The organism is Bacteroidales bacterium, assembly GCA_023228145.1.
Classification (GTDB): domain Bacteria; phylum Bacteroidota; class Bacteroidia; order Bacteroidales; family CAIWKO01; genus CAIWKO01.
Genome location: JALOBU010000014.1, coordinates 18126 through 35118 on the forward strand (window position 1 = coordinate 18126; position 16993 = coordinate 35118).

19 protein-coding genes are annotated in these 16993 nt (G+C 39.2%); 2 read left to right on the plus strand and 17 right to left on the minus strand.

Features of this window, described 5'->3' with window-relative positions; translation table 11 throughout:
- Nucleotides 1–99 precede the first annotated feature (99 nt).
- The 13 genes from M0R16_08350 to M0R16_08410 all read right to left on the minus strand — a co-directional run bounded on the left by M0R16_08350 (nt 100) and on the right by M0R16_08410 (nt 11116).
- Nucleotides 100–591 (minus strand): hypothetical protein, encoded by a 492-nt coding sequence (locus M0R16_08350; protein MCK9612897.1) that lies wholly within the window; start codon nt 589–591, stop codon nt 100–102.
- An 85-nt stretch (nt 592–676) separates the two neighbouring features.
- Entirely contained in the window at nt 677–1048 is a 372-nt protein-coding gene (locus M0R16_08355) for a hypothetical protein (protein ID MCK9612898.1), read from the minus strand.
- A 67-nt stretch (nt 1049–1115) separates the two neighbouring features.
- Complete coding sequence (locus M0R16_08360; protein MCK9612899.1) at nt 1116–2555, minus strand: hypothetical protein; 1440 nt, start codon at nt 2553–2555, stop codon at nt 1116–1118.
- A 127-nt stretch (nt 2556–2682) separates the two neighbouring features.
- Nucleotides 2683–3111 carry a hypothetical protein gene (locus M0R16_08365; protein ID MCK9612900.1) on the minus strand — a complete coding sequence of 143 codons (429 nt, stop codon included), beginning with the start codon at nt 3109–3111 and terminating at the stop codon, nt 2683–2685.
- A gap of 51 nt (nt 3112–3162) precedes the next feature.
- Nucleotides 3163–4566 carry a hypothetical protein gene (locus M0R16_08370; GenBank protein MCK9612901.1) on the minus strand — a complete coding sequence of 468 codons (1404 nt, stop codon included), beginning with the start codon at nt 4564–4566 and terminating at the stop codon, nt 3163–3165.
- 25 nt (nt 4567–4591) lie between these two features.
- Nucleotides 4592–5167 carry an RnfABCDGE type electron transport complex subunit A gene (locus tag M0R16_08375; protein MCK9612902.1) on the minus strand — a complete coding sequence of 192 codons (576 nt, stop codon included), beginning with the start codon at nt 5165–5167 and terminating at the stop codon, nt 4592–4594.
- A 13-nt stretch (nt 5168–5180) separates the two neighbouring features.
- A complete protein-coding gene (locus M0R16_08380; protein MCK9612903.1) occupies nt 5181–5771 on the minus strand; it encodes an electron transport complex subunit E in 591 nt (196 codons plus the stop codon).
- Nucleotides 5768–6343, minus strand: coding sequence for an RnfABCDGE type electron transport complex subunit G (locus M0R16_08385; protein MCK9612904.1), 576 nt, complete (start codon nt 6341–6343; stop codon nt 5768–5770). The genes M0R16_08380 and M0R16_08385 overlap by 4 nt, the downstream gene beginning before the upstream one ends.
- The gene (locus M0R16_08390) at nt 6336–7337 is read right to left on the minus strand and encodes an RnfABCDGE type electron transport complex subunit D (GenBank protein ID MCK9612905.1); all 1002 of its coding nucleotides are present in this window, start codon (nt 7335–7337) and stop codon (nt 6336–6338) included. The genes M0R16_08385 and M0R16_08390 overlap by 8 nt, the downstream gene beginning before the upstream one ends.
- 6 nt (nt 7338–7343) lie before the next feature.
- Nucleotides 7344–8672 (minus strand): electron transport complex subunit RsxC, encoded by a 1329-nt coding sequence (gene rsxC, locus M0R16_08395; GenBank protein ID MCK9612906.1) that lies wholly within the window; start codon nt 8670–8672, stop codon nt 7344–7346.
- Nucleotides 8673–8783: 111 nt separating this feature from the next.
- Nucleotides 8784–9149 carry a four helix bundle protein gene (locus tag M0R16_08400; GenBank protein MCK9612907.1) on the minus strand — a complete coding sequence of 122 codons (366 nt, stop codon included), beginning with the start codon at nt 9147–9149 and terminating at the stop codon, nt 8784–8786.
- An 81-nt stretch (nt 9150–9230) separates the two neighbouring features.
- Complete coding sequence (locus tag M0R16_08405) at nt 9231–10100, minus strand: RnfABCDGE type electron transport complex subunit B (GenBank protein ID MCK9612908.1); 870 nt, start codon at nt 10098–10100, stop codon at nt 9231–9233.
- A 29-nt stretch (nt 10101–10129) separates the two neighbouring features.
- Nucleotides 10130–11116, minus strand: coding sequence for a dihydroorotate dehydrogenase-like protein (locus M0R16_08410; GenBank protein ID MCK9612909.1), 987 nt, complete (start codon nt 11114–11116; stop codon nt 10130–10132).
- Nucleotides 11117–11257: 141 nt separating this feature from the next.
- Between M0R16_08410 and M0R16_08415 the strand changes: the two genes are divergently transcribed.
- Nucleotides 11258–11722, plus strand: a complete 465-nt coding sequence (locus M0R16_08415) for a SoxR reducing system RseC family protein (GenBank protein MCK9612910.1) — start codon at nt 11258–11260, stop codon at nt 11720–11722.
- A 13-nt stretch (nt 11723–11735) separates the two neighbouring features.
- On the opposite strand, the gene M0R16_08420 is transcribed toward M0R16_08415, so the two are convergent.
- Nucleotides 11736–12638 (minus strand): SH3 domain-containing protein, encoded by a 903-nt coding sequence (locus M0R16_08420; protein ID MCK9612911.1) that lies wholly within the window; start codon nt 12636–12638, stop codon nt 11736–11738.
- A gap of 105 nt (nt 12639–12743) precedes the next feature.
- Here M0R16_08420 and M0R16_08425 point away from each other — a divergent pair, with 105 nt between their 5' ends.
- On the plus strand, nt 12744–13763 hold the full coding sequence (locus tag M0R16_08425) for an FAD:protein FMN transferase (protein MCK9612912.1): 1020 nt from the start codon (nt 12744–12746) through the stop codon (nt 13761–13763).
- A gap of 31 nt (nt 13764–13794) precedes the next feature.
- Here M0R16_08425 and M0R16_08430 read toward each other — a convergent pair whose 3' ends face one another.
- The 3 genes from M0R16_08430 to M0R16_08440 form a co-directional block, all read right to left on the minus strand.
- A complete protein-coding gene (locus M0R16_08430) occupies nt 13795–14628 on the minus strand; it encodes a PorT family protein (GenBank protein MCK9612913.1) in 834 nt (277 codons plus the stop codon).
- A 146-nt stretch (nt 14629–14774) separates the two neighbouring features.
- Nucleotides 14775–15494, minus strand: coding sequence for a sulfotransferase family protein (locus tag M0R16_08435; protein ID MCK9612914.1), 720 nt, complete (start codon nt 15492–15494; stop codon nt 14775–14777).
- Between the two features lie 71 nt (nt 15495–15565).
- Nucleotides 15566–16978 (minus strand): T9SS type A sorting domain-containing protein, encoded by a 1413-nt coding sequence (locus M0R16_08440; protein MCK9612915.1) that lies wholly within the window; start codon nt 16976–16978, stop codon nt 15566–15568.
- Nucleotides 16979–16993: the final 15 nt, after the last annotated feature.

A 16993-nucleotide genomic window follows, 5' to 3' on the forward strand; every position in this document is an offset into this window, starting at 1 on the left:
AAATTATAGTATATGATTCTAACTTTATCAATAAGGCAAAGAAAGTAAAAAAGACTGAATTTCTTCAGTCTTTTTAAAATTTACTTATTCAATAACATCTTACTTTTTGCTATTCTGTTTAATTTTTATTTTACGTTTAATGATTTCAGCCCATTTTTCGATGTATTGAAGTTCGCCTATCAAAGCGGGGTTGTTATCGGAATTATAGAATTCCCATACTATCTGAGGTCTTGTTTTTTCCTTAGCGATAAAGCATAACTCCAGTTTATCAATTACCACGGCGCTATTGACTGAACGGCTGGTGTTTAATACTCTGCAATCAGCTATTTCCTCAAGGTTAATATGTTGTTGACTAATTTTGTCGTCATCAAAGCGGAGAAAAAAAACAAAATCAGACGATTCATCTGTGCCGATTAACAGATCACCACAAAATTCATGTTGGGTGATGTTACAATTATTTTGAGATGCATAATCCTGCAATACCCGCAGTTTCTTTTTTATTTTTTTCTTTTTACTGATCCTGAAAAATAATATCAGGAGAATAGTTAAAGCAATAACAATAACTAAAGATATAATGGTTGTCGTATTCATAATTTAAAATATTATAATTAATAAAATCCTAAAGCACTGCAAAGGCAACGCCTAATAATGTTCAATAAAACAGACAGACACCTGATTACCAGAAATTATGAAAGGGAAATAGGATATTTGTTTTTTTGCGCTGTATCAGAAAATCCATTGAATATAAGATATTCCTGCAAAATCTTCGTCCTATGACGCAGCGTATATGTTCATAAATTACTGATAGTTTGCAAAATACTATCCTGATGACTTTAGCTGTCAGGTAGTTTATGTTTTTAACCTGATTTTTACCTGGTACTGTGTGGCAACGAAGGTCAACAAGAGCAAGGGAGGAATAAAAATCCCTTTCTGCTTTAGTCAAATCCACAAAAACAGCGTTGCCGTAATTTGTATTTACGAAACCTGCAGAGATACAGTAAAACAAAATAATAACAAGTATTCCCGTTACCTTTTTAACCTTTTGCATAGTGGTAATAAAGTTTTGCGGCATTTTCCACACAGTGGAAATCAGTCAAAATTTCACAAGTGATAAACTATTTTACCTGCAGACTGTCCAACACTCCTGATTTCTGCAGTTCTATCATTTTTGCATGTTCTCTGGCTCCGCATTCCTTTGCGGGGCATGAGATAACAGGCTCTTTATGTACCCTGTTATCTGCAGGTTCCCATCCTATGGTCAAATATAGAACAAAGAATCCGACAATATATGCCAAAGTTACATGCCAGCCTTTACGAAGCCATAATGTTACATTGCGTGCTTCAGGAAATTTATTGGTAATGGCCACGCCCGCCGAAGACCCGAACCATATCATTGATCCGCCGAAACCAACGGTATATGCCAGCATGCCCCAATCGTAATGGCCCTGTTCCAGACAGAGTTTGGTAAGGGGAATATTATCAAAAACGGCAGAAACAAAGCCAAGTATGAATGCGGTCGTCCAGGAAGCCTCAGGTAATTTTTCAACGGGCATCATGGATGCACAGGTAACAAGACACAGCAGGAATATCGTGCCTTTAACAGCTCCCGGCACTTCTTTCCATGGCAATTTTGTGAAGGTCATCCCGATGATCAAAGCTACCCACACGCCTAAGGCAGGCATATCGTACAAAAAATTGGAAATGATGGCACAGACAAGAATTAATAATACTACCAGGAGTTTTTTCCAGTCGACCTTTGCTTTTATTTCTGAGGTTCTGTCGATAGGTTGGAATTTATGCTGCTGATGCGCCGCAAACCACCCCGTAATAACCAGTGCAACAATAGCGGCAATAAATGCATGAAACACATTTAAAGGACTGACCCCGTCGATCCACATCATGGTAGTGGTGGTGTCGCCGACCACACTTCCCGAGCCGCCGGCATTACTTGCGGCTACTAAAGCAGCGATAAAACCAACATGTACTTTATTTTTAAAGACCACCAGTGCAATGGTGCCGCCAATCAAGGCAGCCGCTATATTATCAAGAAATGAGGAGATAAAACAAACAAAAACAAGAAGTATAAACGGTCCCATCCAGCCTTTAGGTAAGTATTTCGGAACAATGTCCGGAACGCCTGATTCTTCAAATACTTTTGCGAGCACTGCAAAGCCCAGTAATAAGCCCAGCAGGTTCAGCAAAGTGCCCCATTCGCCCTGACGCATCCACTCGCCGGAGGCATCCTTGCCAAAAAGCTGGTCGGCAAATGAATTGGAGCCAAAAAAATGTTCAAATACATGAAAGTCCGGGTCAAATATCAGCTTATAAGCAAATACAACGGTCAATCCTATAACCGCGACCCAGAATGTTTGTTTGTGGAATACAGCCACACCCACAAGTATCAGGGCAAATAAAATAAACTCCAAAGGAATGCTGCCTATAGAAATTCCATCCGTACTGCCATCGGCAGCCATAGAAACAGATGGGATCAGAAACAGGAACAAGGTGATAATGGCAACAATTCCCGAACGAAAAAAAGATTTATTGGGTATCATAGATTTAATTTTTATATGAATAATTAACTGAAAATATTATTGTCCTGCATTAACAATTATATACAGAACCGACCGAGCATAAGGATGCTCAGAAAGTGATTATTAATAAGCGGCTTTGGGTATATTTTCAGACCCGGAGTACGAAAAATGTTTCGATTCCTGTGAAGTATTGAACAGAAGGAGGAACTATAAACGAACACATTTTTAATTCATGGATTCCAGTGTAGCGGAAAGCTGTTTTTATTAGGTTCTTATCTGTCTGATTAAAATTGAATGCTTCAACATTATTCAGGCGGATATCTTTAACACTTTCCTTTCCCGGAAAATTATCAAAAGGATTTGTATCAGAAAACTTTGAGTGAAGATCAACACTTTGATTATCATTTTGATCGTTGGGAGATTCAAAATCATTGGTAAGGGATGCCGTGATTATCTTATTTTGATTATTAATTGGTTGAATTAGTTTATTACGCTGGATGTACCCACTAAAAATTAATAAAACGACCAAAATATAAAATGGCTGCCAATTGAACAGATTAAATTTTCGCTCGTTCATTATTAATCTTTTAAAAAAAGAGACTGAATTAATCCAGTCTCTTTTATTTTTTTATTTTACAAGTAAGCTATCGATGACACCTGTTTTTTGTAATTCAAGCATCCTGGCCTCATCCCTTGCTTTACATTCTTTAGCAGGGCAGGTTATTGCCGGTTCTTTATGACTTTTATTATCTGCCGGTTCCCAATTCATAATAAACAACAAAACAAAGAAACCAACAATATAAGCCAACGTTACATGCCAGCCTTTTCTGAGCCATAGCAAAACATTGCGTGCATCCGGAAACTTGTTGGTAATTGCAACGCCGGCAGAAGATCCAAACCATATCATCGAACCGCCGAACCCCACAGAATATGCCAGCATCCCCCAGTCGTAGTGACCTTGTTCGAGACAGAGTTTGGTAAGAGGAATATTATCGAATACGGCCGAAACAAATCCGAGTATGAAAGCAGTCATCCATGAGGCAGAGGGTAAGGTTTCCACCGGCATTAATGAAGCAGCCGTAACGAGGCACAGAAGGAAAATGGAACCCTTGATTGACCCGCTGACTTCGTGCCAGGGCATTTTACGCATGAATGCCCCGATAATAATGGCAATCCATACGCCAAGGGCCGGCATATCGTAATAAATATTCGATAAGATAGCTCCAACCAGAATCATCAGTACAATCAACAGGCGAACCCAGTCGATTTTCACCCCGGTTTTAGCTTCAGAAGTAATACGCTGAAATTTATCCTGCTGATGAGCTGCAAACCAGGCTATTATTAATAGTGCTACACCTGCAGCAACAAAGGCATGGAGTACATTGAAGGCTGAAACCCCGTCAATCCACATCATGGTGGTCGTAGTATCACCTACCACGCTGCCGGATCCTCCCGCATTGCTTGCGGCAACGATACCCGCAATATAACCGACATGTACTTTGTTTTTAAACACCACCAGGGCAATAGTTCCACCGATCATGGCCGCAGCAATATTATCGAGAAATGATGAAAGAATAAAAACAAAAACAAGCAGCACAAAAGGGCCTTTCCAGTCGTTGGGCAAATATTTAGGGAGAATGTCAGGAACGCCCGATTCTTCAAATATCTTGGCAAGTAAAGCAAAACCAAGCAGTAAACCTAAAAGGTTCAGCAGAATACCCCATTCGCCCTGACGCATGCTTTTATCTTTCAGTTGATCAAGAAAGGAATTTTCTCCAAAAAAATGTTCTGCAAAAGGATAGCCGGAAATAAAAAATATTTTATAAAGGATTATGACCGTCAATCCCGTAATAGCAACCCAGAAGGTCTGTTTGTGGAAAACCGCCACTCCGATCAGTGTCAGAGCAAACAGAATAAATTCAATACGGATACCTCCGATAGAAGCTCCTGCAGAGCCGCCTTCGGCAAAAGCCCAGAATGGGAGCACCAGCGCGATTATTACAAAGAGCACTTTTAAAATGTTTTTAGACATAGTTTTTAGTTTATATGTTATACAATTATTTTACTAAACCTGAGAAACCCATAAAGGCAAGTGAAAGCAGCCCGGCTGTAACCAGAGAGATCGGGAAGCCTTTCATGCCTTTCGGATACCTTGTCGTTTCCATTTGTTCGCGCAAACCTGCCATCAATATCATGGCAAGGGTAAAACCGACAGCAATAGCAGCAGCATAAACCACGCTTTGAATTAGGTTGTAATCTTTTTGAACAGCTAATATGGCAATACCGAGTACGGCACAGTTGGTGGTGATCAGAGGCAGGTAAATCCCTAATGCCTGATAAAGGCTGGGAGCTGATTTTTTCAGTATTATCTCGACAATTTGTACAAGGAAAGCAATGATGAAAATAAAACAAATGGTCTGCATAAATTCGATATGCAGCGGAACCAAAATATAAAATTGAATGAAGTAAGTTACAAAATTGGCGAGTGCCATCACAAATACAACGGCTGCCCCCATACCTATTGAAGTGGAAACCTTGTTGGAAACTCCAAGGAATGGGCATATTCCCAAAAACTGAGCCAGTACAACATTGTTTACAATGAGTGCCAGAATGATTATTTTAATGAATTCCATAGTATGTTATATTTTATGATTTTGCTTTTATTTTGTTGAATGCGGCAATAAGATAGCCATAGGTCAAAAAAGCGCCCGGAGGAAGTATGAACAATAAAATAGTTTTGGCATTTTCACTAACCAGTTTAATGTCAAAGATAGAACCGTTACCTAATAATTCCCTTATAGAGCCCATTATTGTTATAGCAAGTGTAAACCCGATACCCATTCCAAGTCCGTCTAAAATTGCCGGTAAAACCTTGCTTTTCTGTGCAAAAGCTTCGGCACGGCCAAGGATGATACAGTTTACAACAATCAGTGGAATAAATATCCCCAGAGTTTTATAAAGATCAGGGGTATAGGCTTTCATGACCAAATCGACAATAGTAACAAAAGTGGCAATAATAACAATGAATGCAGCTATACGTACCTTGTCGGGAATGAAGTTTTTTAGTAAAGCGATAAACAGGTTAGAGAATACCAGCACAAATGTAGTAGCAGCGCCCATGCCAATGCCGTTAAATGCGGCAGTTGTTACAGCCAGTGTGGGGCATGTTCCCAGTACAAGCACAAAAGTGGGGTTTTCCCTGAAGATACCGTTTGTAAAATGTTTTAAATTGTTCATTGATTACCTCCTTCACTTTTGTTGAAATTTTTCATATATCCGTCATAAGCTTTCTGGGTGGCGTCGCAGAATGCCCGTGATGAGATCGTAGAGGCTGTGATGGCATCTACATCGCCGCCGTCTTTCTTAACCAACAGTTTATAATCTTTCGGGTTTTTACCATTGAACTGGTCTTTCCAGTTGGTTTTCATTTTATCGCCAAGGCCCGGGGTCTCTTTCTGACTGAGGACAGCTATTTTGTTTATGCTGCCATCAGGCATAAGGCCGACCATCAATTCAAAATGTCCGCTGAATCCTTTATCCGTAAATGTTTTTACAGCGTAACCCACAACGGTTTCCGATTTTTTTCCGATATAATAAGTCAGGCCTTCAATATCTTTTGCGTCAGCGGTAGGATCATTGTCAAAAGCCGGTAAAACAGCTTTTAATGCATCTATTTCAGCTTTCTTTGAGGAAATCTCAATAGGCCCTTTTGTAACGTTGTAAACAACGCCTAATGCCGCCGACATCACAAGGGATATCAGGAACAGGCATAATATCATGTTTTTTAATGATGATTGTAGCTTAGCCATTTTTTACTACCTCCCCGAATTTTTTTGGTTTAAAACCTTTATTGATCAAAGGCACGATTGCATTCATTATTAATATGGCGAACGACACGCCTTCCGGGTATGCGCCCCATACCCTGATAAGAACCGTGAGCAGCCCGCATCCGATACCGAATATCACCATTCCTGTTTTTGTCATAGGCGATGTTACCATGTCGGTTGCCATAAAGATGGCGCCTAACATAAGGCCTCCGGCGAGTAAATGGAAAACCGGGTCCACATATTGGGTGGGATCCAGCAGGTAAAGCAGGCCTGTGAAAGCAAAGACAGTTCCGATAAAAGTTACCGGTATATGCCAGGTGATGATCTTGCGTATCAGCATAAAAAGTCCTCCGAGGATCAGCGCGATGGCTGAAACCTCGCCAAACGAACCGCCCATATTTCCAAGCAACATATCAACGTAGGAAGGTACATTCGACATCACATCGGTCATCGAATCTCCTTTGGCGAGTCCTTCTTTAACAACCCCTAAACTTGTCGGGCCGGTAACAGCATCGACAAGCACGGTGCGGTTCACAAGCGGCAGCGGCCAGGAAGTCATGTTGACAGGGAAAGATATCAGCATGAACACACGCCCTATAAGTGCCGGGTTGAAAGGGTTTTTCCCAAGGCCGCCGAAAGTCATCTTTGCAACAGCTATAGAAACAATGGCCCCTACAACGATCATCCACACCGGAAGGTTGCTCGGAACGTTCAGCGCTAACAAAATACCGGTAATTACTGCGGAACCGTTGCCAATGCTATTGGGTTCTTTCAGCATATATTTCTGAATGATAAATTCGACCACCACGCAGGTAAAGACTGATACTAATGTCAGTAACAACGCGCCAATACCAAAATACCAAAAAGAAACCAGCAAGGCGGGTATCAATGCGATGACCACGCCCCACATGATCTTTTTTACCGACTGGTCGCCGTGAATATGCGGAGACCCTGATACTGTTAATAAATTTGCCATAAATAATTATTTTGCTCTGTTTCTGATAATTTGTCCAACTTTATTTTTTGCCATCCTGATGTTTTCAAGCAGCGGCCGGCCCGAAGGGCAGGTAAAAGCACAGGAGCCGCATTCGATACAGTCCGTTACTTTTAGTTCTTCCGCCATTTCTTCCTGACCAATCTCTGAAGTCTGTGCGATGAGATAGGGTGCAAGTCCCATCGGGCATACAGAAACGCATTTTGCACAACGAATGCAGTTTTCTGCTTTTGTGCGTTTGGCTTCATTTTCCGGCATCAGCACCAGCCCGGACATACCTTTTACAACAGGTATCTCAAGCGAATTTACGGCCTTGCCCATCATGGGGCCGCCGTTGATGATTTTTCCTGTTTCTTCTGGGATGCCTCCGGCTTCTTCTAAAAGTGCGCTGATAGGAGTACCGATGCGGGCCATCAGGTTGCCGGGATTTTTAACTGATTTTCCGGTAACTGTTACGACACGTTCAAACAAAGGTTTGTTTTTCTGCACAGCTTCGTAAACAGCAAAAGCAGTTCCAACATTCTGAACCACACAGCCAACTTCAATGGGAAGTTTGCCTGATGGCACCTCGCGGTTGACAATGGCTTTAATGAGCTGTTTTTCGCCGCCTTGCGGGTATTTGACTTTTAATGCACAAACGCTGATGCCGTCATGTTTCCTGGATAGTTCTGTGAGATGTGCGATCGCATCAGGTTTGTTATTTTCAATGCCAATGTATGCCTTGTTTACTCCAAGCGCCTTCATCAGGATTTTTGTTCCAATAATCACTTCTTCTCCTTTTTCGAGCATGATGCGGTGATCGGAAGTGAGGTAAGGCTCACATTCTACTGCATTAATAATCAGATGCTCGGCTTTTTTTCCTTCAGGAACCATCAATTTAACATGTGTGGGGAAAGTAGCGCCGCCAAGGCCGACAATACCTGCTTCTTTGATGCGGGTGATAATATCTTCCTTGCTTAGCGTGATCTCAGCCTTTAGTTCAGGGCTTTTATCAATGCTTTCCACCCATTCGTCACCCTCCACATCAATAATGATGCACTTTTTCCGGTAACCGCTGGCATCGGGGGCATCATCAATTTTTACCACCGTTCCTGAAACGGAGGAGTGGATGTTGGAAGAAATGAACGATGTGCCCTGAGCAATTAACTGACCTACCAATACCTTGTCACCTTTATTCACCAAAGGAGCTGAAGCAGCTCCCAGGCTTTGAGCCAGGGGTATCACGACCGTTTTGGGCAGTGCAATGCTTTTTATCGGTATGCCGGCAGAATGTTTGTTTTCTTCCGGGTGAACACCGCCTAATTTAAAAGTTTTCAAATATGAATCCTCCTGTATGTTTTATTTTTTTATAATTTTCAATTTTCAATGCTCAACTATCAATTTTCAATTTTTAATCCGAAGTGGCGGATTTATTACCTGATAAAATATTTATTTACTGTTATTCTTTTTTGCTGTATTAATACTTTTTCCAATAATTGCGATTAACTCCTCCGTTTCATTATAAATTTCTGATAGTTGACCAACCGGCTTTATAATTTCCTTTTTTTTAACTATTTTTAAAATGACTCTGCATTCTTTCAATTCTTTAAGAACAATTCCCAGTTTATGAATGAAATCGGCTTTGGATTCCGCCGCTTGAGTCTCTCCATAATTTAAAGCAGGTGAATGACAAGCTCTGATTAACTGACCTGCAAGGTAAATTCCCGCTTTTGTGCTTGGTAATGCCTCAACAATATCAATCATTCTGCAAGTAAAATCCACCAGCCGGTCTTCTAAATCAAATTTTGTTTGCATAATTAAAAAAATTTATCTTCCCCAATTAACAATTGAACATCGTTCATTGAACATTGTATATTGAACATTTTATCCTCCATTTTAATTAGTCACAATTTCTTCTGCAGGCGAATCGGCCTCTTTCTTTTTGCGTTCCGGAAAATTGACTTCCCATATAGAATGTGTGGGACAGGATTCGACACACTTTCTGCATAAGGTGCATTTTTCAAAATCAATATAGGCCAGGTTGTTTTCGAGTGTGATCGCTTCGAATTTACATTCTTTGACACATTTTCCGCAGCCAATACAGGCAGCTTCGCAGTTTTTCTTTGCCACGGCGCCTTTTTCCCTGTTAATACAACTGACAAAAATCCTGCGGTCTTTCTTGCCTTTTTTTCTCAGTTCGATGATCTTCCGTGGACAGGCTTTTACGCATGCGCCACAAGCGATACATTTGTCCTGAATAATCACAGGAAGCCCTGTTTCTTTATCCATATACATAGCATCAAACTGACAAGCATCCACACAGTCGCCGCCGCCCAAACAGCCATAAGGACATCCGTTGGAGCCGGAATAAAGGTTATGAATAAAAAAACACGAATTCAGCCCGTCGTATTCGGTTTTGGCTATGGCATTTACTTTGGTGCCGTTGCATCGCAGAACCGCAATCATCGGGTCTTTATCTTCGGCAACCTGTCCGAAAATACCTGCAATGGCTTTCATCGTGGCATTACCGCCGGGAGGGCAGAAAAAACCTTCGGTAGATTCTTTTTTAACGATGCTTTCAGCCATGTTTCTGCAACCGGCAAAGCCGCAGCCGCCACAATTAGCGCCAGGCAGTGCAGCCGCCACTTCATCAATTCTGGGATCTTCGATAACTTTGAATTTTTGTGCAATGAAATATAATATCACCGCTGACAAAATACCAATGACGCTTAGCGTAATAACTGCGAAAATAATTGCAATGTTCACTTGAGTTATTTATTAAATGTTAAACAATGTTAATCAGTATCCGATAAATGTTTCATATATTGAACCCTGTGATACAGAATAGGGTTTTCCGCTTTTTTAAGGCTGAGTTTGCCTCTGAAATCGCTGATATTGTTATAATTTTTCTGTTCCATCCATTTAGTCAGGTCTTCAAGAATTTCCTGAATACGGTCAGCCCCATGCATGTACAAGGCAGAACATAATTGTGCGGTAGTGGCTCCGACAAGCAATTGTTTGATGACACCGCTTGCATCGTGGATTCCTGTTGATGCAGAAATATCGCACCCGGCTTTATCAGACAACAAGGCGATCCAGCGCAACGAATTTCCCATTTCGGCTGGTGTGCTTAAAAGATTGGTGGCTTGCAGGCGCAGTGAATCAATATTGATATCAGGTGTATAAAACCTGTTGAAAAGCACCAGCGCGGAAATACCCGTCCATGAAAACTTCTGAAGCAGGTTGATTAGCCCGCTGAAATAGTAACCTATTTTTAAAGCAACGGGGATCTTTACCGTTTTTCTGATTTTCTCGATAATATCAAAATACATCTTCTCATGTTCGGATCCTGTGGTATTTAAATCGCTGGGCATGATAAATATGTTGAGTTCCAAGGCATCGGCTCCTGCTTTTTCTATATCGCGGGCAATGTTAATCCATTCGTTGAGCGAAACACAGTTGATACTCGCAAAAACAGGAATACTGACTTCTTTCTTTGTGTCTTTTATAAGTTTCAGATATTCTTCAACAGAATTGTGTTTAGTAAAATTTTTGATATAATCAAGCGCCTCAGGATAATTATTGTAGGAATCCGGGTAATCCATGATATGGTTGGTATCCATCATGATCTGCTCTTCGAAAAGAGATTTCAGCACAACGGCTGCGGCGCCTTTTTCCTCAAATTCCTTGATTTTTTCAGGAGATTTAGTCAATCCGGAGCTTGCTACTATCAAAGGGTTCTTTAATTGAAAACCCATGTATTTGGTAGTGAGATTTATCATATTTTTCATTTTATTTTCCGGTGCAAAATTAGAATTTTTATTTACAAAACTTCTATCATTTAATAAAATAATATAGATTTTTTTTTCTCATTTAATATTTATCTAAAATACAGATATTCTTACCTTTAAGACTAAATTGAATTGTATTTACTAAAAATTTATACTAAAAAAGCTACTTTTGCTGCTGCTATGTCACAAAATCACATCTCACACCACGGAATTATAAAAGAAATACATCAGGACAGCATTGATGTATTGATAATCAGCGAGTCGGCCTGTTCGATATGTAAGACAAAACATCTGTGCGGTGTATCCGATAGCAAAGAGAAAATAATAACAGTGCGAAAACCATTGCAGCAATTTGAACCCGGTGAAAATGTAGAAGTTATGATGAGCCAGTCCATGGGAACCATGGCTGTTTTGTTTGCATATATTCTTCCATTTGTGGTTATGATATCCCTGATGATAGCAGAATATTACTCGGGCGTTTCTGAACCTGTTATGGGATTGTCGGTGGTACTATTTCTGGTTGCATATTTTTTTACGCTTTTTACTTTTCGCAAAAAACTGAACAGAAAATTTTCGTTTAGTATAAAAAAACGTTGAAATATCCGAAATGTTATCTTGGTGCTTCTTTCAGATTATTTAATTCCTGTTTTTCCGATTCAATTCCTTTTTTTCCATCCCAGAAAATCTTGCGTTTATAAGTAACATCGCTTGTGATAGTTATGTCTTCCTTGTCGAGGTCATATTCAACGTGACGTTCCTCTATATATAATGTATTGTCATCACCGTCTTTATATTGCGGAAAAATATAGTTGTAAGAAACATTAAAGACACCGGCCTCTGAAACCCTGATGGCTTTGGCAAACTCCACAAGATCGTTGCCGGCCCTGAAAAATAATATGTCTCCGTTGGCATAGCCGCATGCGCCATATTCAAAACTGACGGCAAATATTTTTGACACCCCTGTGAATCCAGTTTTATCAAGCCGGCTGCCCGACAAACAATACTCAAATGTTCCGGAACCAGACATTTCTGTATAGATAGGCGTAAAACTTAATGAGTTTACTATTTTACCGTTACTTATGATCTTTGCAGTCATTTTTAATCCGTCCGCCTCTGATCTTGAAACCGGGGCACAGACAAACAAGCAGTTCTCACCATTTTCCGAAAACGGTATGCTGGCATGTGATATCAGGTTTCCCCAGACATAACCCATATTATATTTCCCATCAATATAAAAACCAACATGATACCAATTTGCAGAAATACCATTCGATACAAAAGATTTCTCAGAAGCGGAAATAATTGTCATCGGAGTTCCTATCGGCAGATTACATACTATAGCTGAATTGGGGGAATCGGCTTTCCTTACATTTACTTTATCCGCAAAAAGAAAAACTTTTGCTCCGTCATTGAATTTGCCATAATTATAGACGCATGTATCCGTCTGGGCTATCGCGGTGAAAACAGCAAGGCACATCATGCAAAAAAATATTCCGGATTTTTTCAGGCTCATATCTTTGGTTTGATGATTCAAAGGTAATCAAAACATTAAATAGTGGAATAAATCTCAGAGTTTTTTAATCGTTGACTTTTAATTAATTTTGCAAAAAATGATTTCATGAAAAAATCTGTTTTATGGATGTTGGCATGGTTGATTTTTGTGATAGCCTGCAATAACAACGGGAAGAAAAATCTTATTACATACAAAGGAAATGTTCAGGGCTCTTTTTTCCTGATAAAATTCTATGCCGGGGCTGACAGTAATTCACTGAAAACAGGCATAGATTCATTGTTTAAAGTTGTGGATCAGACAGCGTCGGTATTCGACAGCAATTCGGTAATATCATTGGTCAACGCCAACCGTGAAACGGAACTCAGCGATCATTTTATCAAACTTTTCAATAAATCGCAGGAAGTTTCTTATGCAACGCAAGGAAATTTTGACATAACTGTTGGTCCTCTCGTTAAAGCATGGGGGTTTTGGAAAAGCAAGGGTGTGGATTTAAGCAAGGAAAATATTGACAGCCTCTTAACTTATGTAGGATATAACAAAATTCGTATAGTGAATACATCTGCGGGAAGACACATATTAAAAGAACATCCCGAAATTATGCTCGATTTTAATGCCATTGCACAAGGATATACCGCTGACGTTGTGGCTGAATATTTCAATAATCAGGGCATGAAAGATTATCTTATCGAGATTGGTGGTGAAGTGAGGGCGTCAGGGAAAAAAGAAAGCGGAGAAAGCTGGATTGTCGGAATTGAAAAACCGGCTGAAAACAGTGATTCCGAACAGGAAATTCAGGAGAAGGTCGAATTGAACAATATGTCGCTGTCAACTTCAGGTAATTACAGAAAATATTTTATTAAGGATGGAATAAAATACTCTCATACCATTGACCCCCATACAGGCTTGCCCGTGAGCCATTCGCTGCTTAGTGTTACAGTGATGTCTGACAATTGTGCCGAAGCAGATGCTTATGCTACAGCATTTATGGTTATGGGTGTTGAAAAGGCAAAGGATTTTTTAAAAAATCATCCCGGTATGGAGGCATATTTTATTTACTCTGAAGATTCCGGAATATTGAATACTTACAAGACGGAGAATTTTATCACCTTGAGTTCTCAAGAGTGATGTTTAGATTTTAAAAATAAGAAGGTTTGTCTTAGAAGAATGATTCGTTTTTATTCGAAAAATCTAAAATGTAACCAAAATAGAAGTTTAAAGAAGAAATATAATCCCTTTTATAGATTTCAGGAGAACGGTAATTGAGTAAACCTTGCACGTATCTTGCTCCTATTGTAAATTTCCCATTAATACGGTAAGAAATATCGGCAATCACACCGACATCAATATTTCGAATATTTTTGTCGTTTTTAACTTCTTTTCTTATAGCTTGTTTGTATGCAGGGAAAGAGCCGCTGACAAGCAAGTCGAAAAAAGGTATGGTGTCAAAAGCCGTTACTGATTCCAACAATGGCACGTGTTGCGAATAATCTTCTATGGTTTTATCTGAAACCAGAAAAGAAACATAAGGGCCAACGGAAAAATATACAGATTTGTAATTAAATTTAGCAAGTACAGGAATCTTGATGTAAGCAAGGTTTGTATATCCTGAAGTTGTTGAAAAAACTCCATCATTTACATAATTACTGATATCACCTATAGAATCCAAAATGTCATTAATATCCATGCCCATCATAGTAATAAGCGGATTGGTGCTCAGTGTTTCTATAAAGGAAGACGTGTCGTACAATGAATACGTTTTTTTTCGTGTGGTATAAAGCAGTTCAGCTGAAACGGAGAACCAATTGTTCACTTTATATTCGGCGGTGGCTCCGAAATGGTAACCCAGATTAAAAAGATTGCCTTTCAGTTCATGTTTTTCAAGAGGAATTATATTCATACCTGCTTTTATCCCTACGTTGTATTTTTGCCCGCTTGCAATCAAAGAATTTAATAACAGAACACTTATTGTCAGAAAGAATAGTTTTTTCATATTTTGGGTTTTTATGCGCTATATCGTGTATTTATTTAACAATAAAAGAATTACGTCATGATTAAAAAATTACTTTGATTAGCTGTGATAATGGCTTTTATACTTCAGGACACATGGATAAAACATAACATCTTCAAAATTATGGTTTATAATTTCTTATATCCAAAGAGCTTGAAATCGTTACTGAAAAGCGAGTTGATTTTTTGTATGGATGCCTCCGACATTTTTTCCAGGTATTTATAATCTGAATCCGATTGTTCATCGGTTAAAAAGTTGATATTGGCATTTTCAAGATTGTATGAGTCGGAAATATCGAGAAATTCCAGCATTTTCTTAAAATCTTCTTCAAAGGTTTCCACTTTGCCGATAAAGTCAACAAAAAGCTTATCATTATCGTGTGTCCAATAATGCGCCGGGTAAAGCGGGAAGCTGGAATTTCCTCCGATCTGTAAAACGTCCTCAGGTTGAAGCAGTGCAACCCAATTGTCAAAGTTGTAGCCTGCCAGCCTCAATTTTTTCTCGTTGGCCTCCAGTTGTTTCATCACGTGATTTTTTATCCATGGCTCAGGATAGGGCATGTCAGGCTGTTCTTTCAGGTCTTTCTGAATCTGAAGGAAGCCGGAATATACTCTGTCATAAGGGTTACGTACAAAAGCAATTTTTTTCAGCGGGAGCAGGCTTTCTGGCAAACCTTTGAAATCGGCAACGGTAATATGCTGATGAACTATTCTTTTCAGATGCACATTAAAATCATAAAAACGGCTGTAAGAACTTTGGTTGAAATATGCCATACGTGTAAACATGGTGGAACTGGCTGTTTTCCATGGCAAAAATATGGCGAACTTTCTCTCGAAATTGATGATCATAATTCGGCTTTACATTAAGCTATAAACTTCTTTTTTACAAAGATAGAAAACATCATTCACATCAGATTATGTTAGTAAATAATAATCTTTCTTGTAACATTAAATGATTTGCCAGTAACCGTGATAAAATAAATACCGCTTTCAGGCAAATCAATTTTTATAGTATTCGTTTCTATTTTTTCACTCTGTACTAATTCTCCTTGCAAACTATAAATTTCACAATTTACGGTCTCATCAATTGTTTTTGGAATTTCTAAATATACTGTGCCGCTGCTCGGGTTCGGGTAAATAATAAATTCTCCGTTTTCAATATCATTATTATTTATCCCTGATATTCCCGAGCCATCTGTTTTAATCAGGTAAATATCATAATTATTACCAAAACTATTTGTGATTCCTGAAATGATATAGCCCCCATCATTAGTTTCCCTTATGGAGCCTGCCATATCATCTCCGGAACTGCCAAATGTTCTTGTCCAGAGAGTATCACCATTTGAGTTAAATTTAATTAGATATACATCTTTTCCGCCCGAGCCATAACTTTCGGTAGAACCAACAACAAGAAAGTTATTGTCGCTTGTTTTTATTATGGAATATGCATTATCAGCATTAATACCACCAATAGATTTCTCCCATATCAGTCCGCCACTATTTGTAATCTTTACCAGATATACATCGTAGCTTCCTGCTGTCAAATTATAAGTGGTTCCACATAAAAGGTAATTTCCATCATTATCTTCGCAAATTGAGTAAAATTCATCATATGATGCCCCCCCATAGGTATTCATCCATAAGGTATCGCCGATACTATTTGTTTTTATAACTAATCCATCAGCACCAGGCGTGCCCCCGATTTCTGCTACACCAACTAATATAAAGCTATCAATATTAGTTTTAATAATGCTATTGGCAACATTAAAATCTTTCTTTTCATAGGTTTTTGTCCAAAGTGTATCACCTAAATAATTTGTTCTAATTAAATAAGCTGCAGCAAATCCAACAGCGAAACTGCTGGTTGCACCAGAGATAATATAGCCAGAATCTTCACATATTTCAACCTCAAAAGCTTTGTCATCTAAGCTTCCACCATATGTTTTAAACCAAAGCGAATCTCCATTATTGTCAATTTTCATCATAAATGCATCAGATGCGCCAGCTCCAAAACTTGAAGTTCCACCTACAATTATGTAACAATTGTCAAGTGTCTTTTTTATGTCAGTAGGGAAATCCCATCCGTTTCCCCCATAGGTTTTTGTCCAAAGTTCATTCCCATTTGCATCGGTTTTTAAAATATAAATATCATTTGAGCCATTTCCATAGCTCATAGTTCTGCCGGCAATAATATAACCGCCGTCATCCGTTTGCAATACGCTGCTGCCTCCATCATCGTATTGGCCGCCATAATGCCTCTGAAACATTATCTGCGCATCTGCCGCCTGTGTTACGAGCAGGAGAATGGTTAATAAAATGATTTTTGTTTTCATAATTTATTTTTTTCT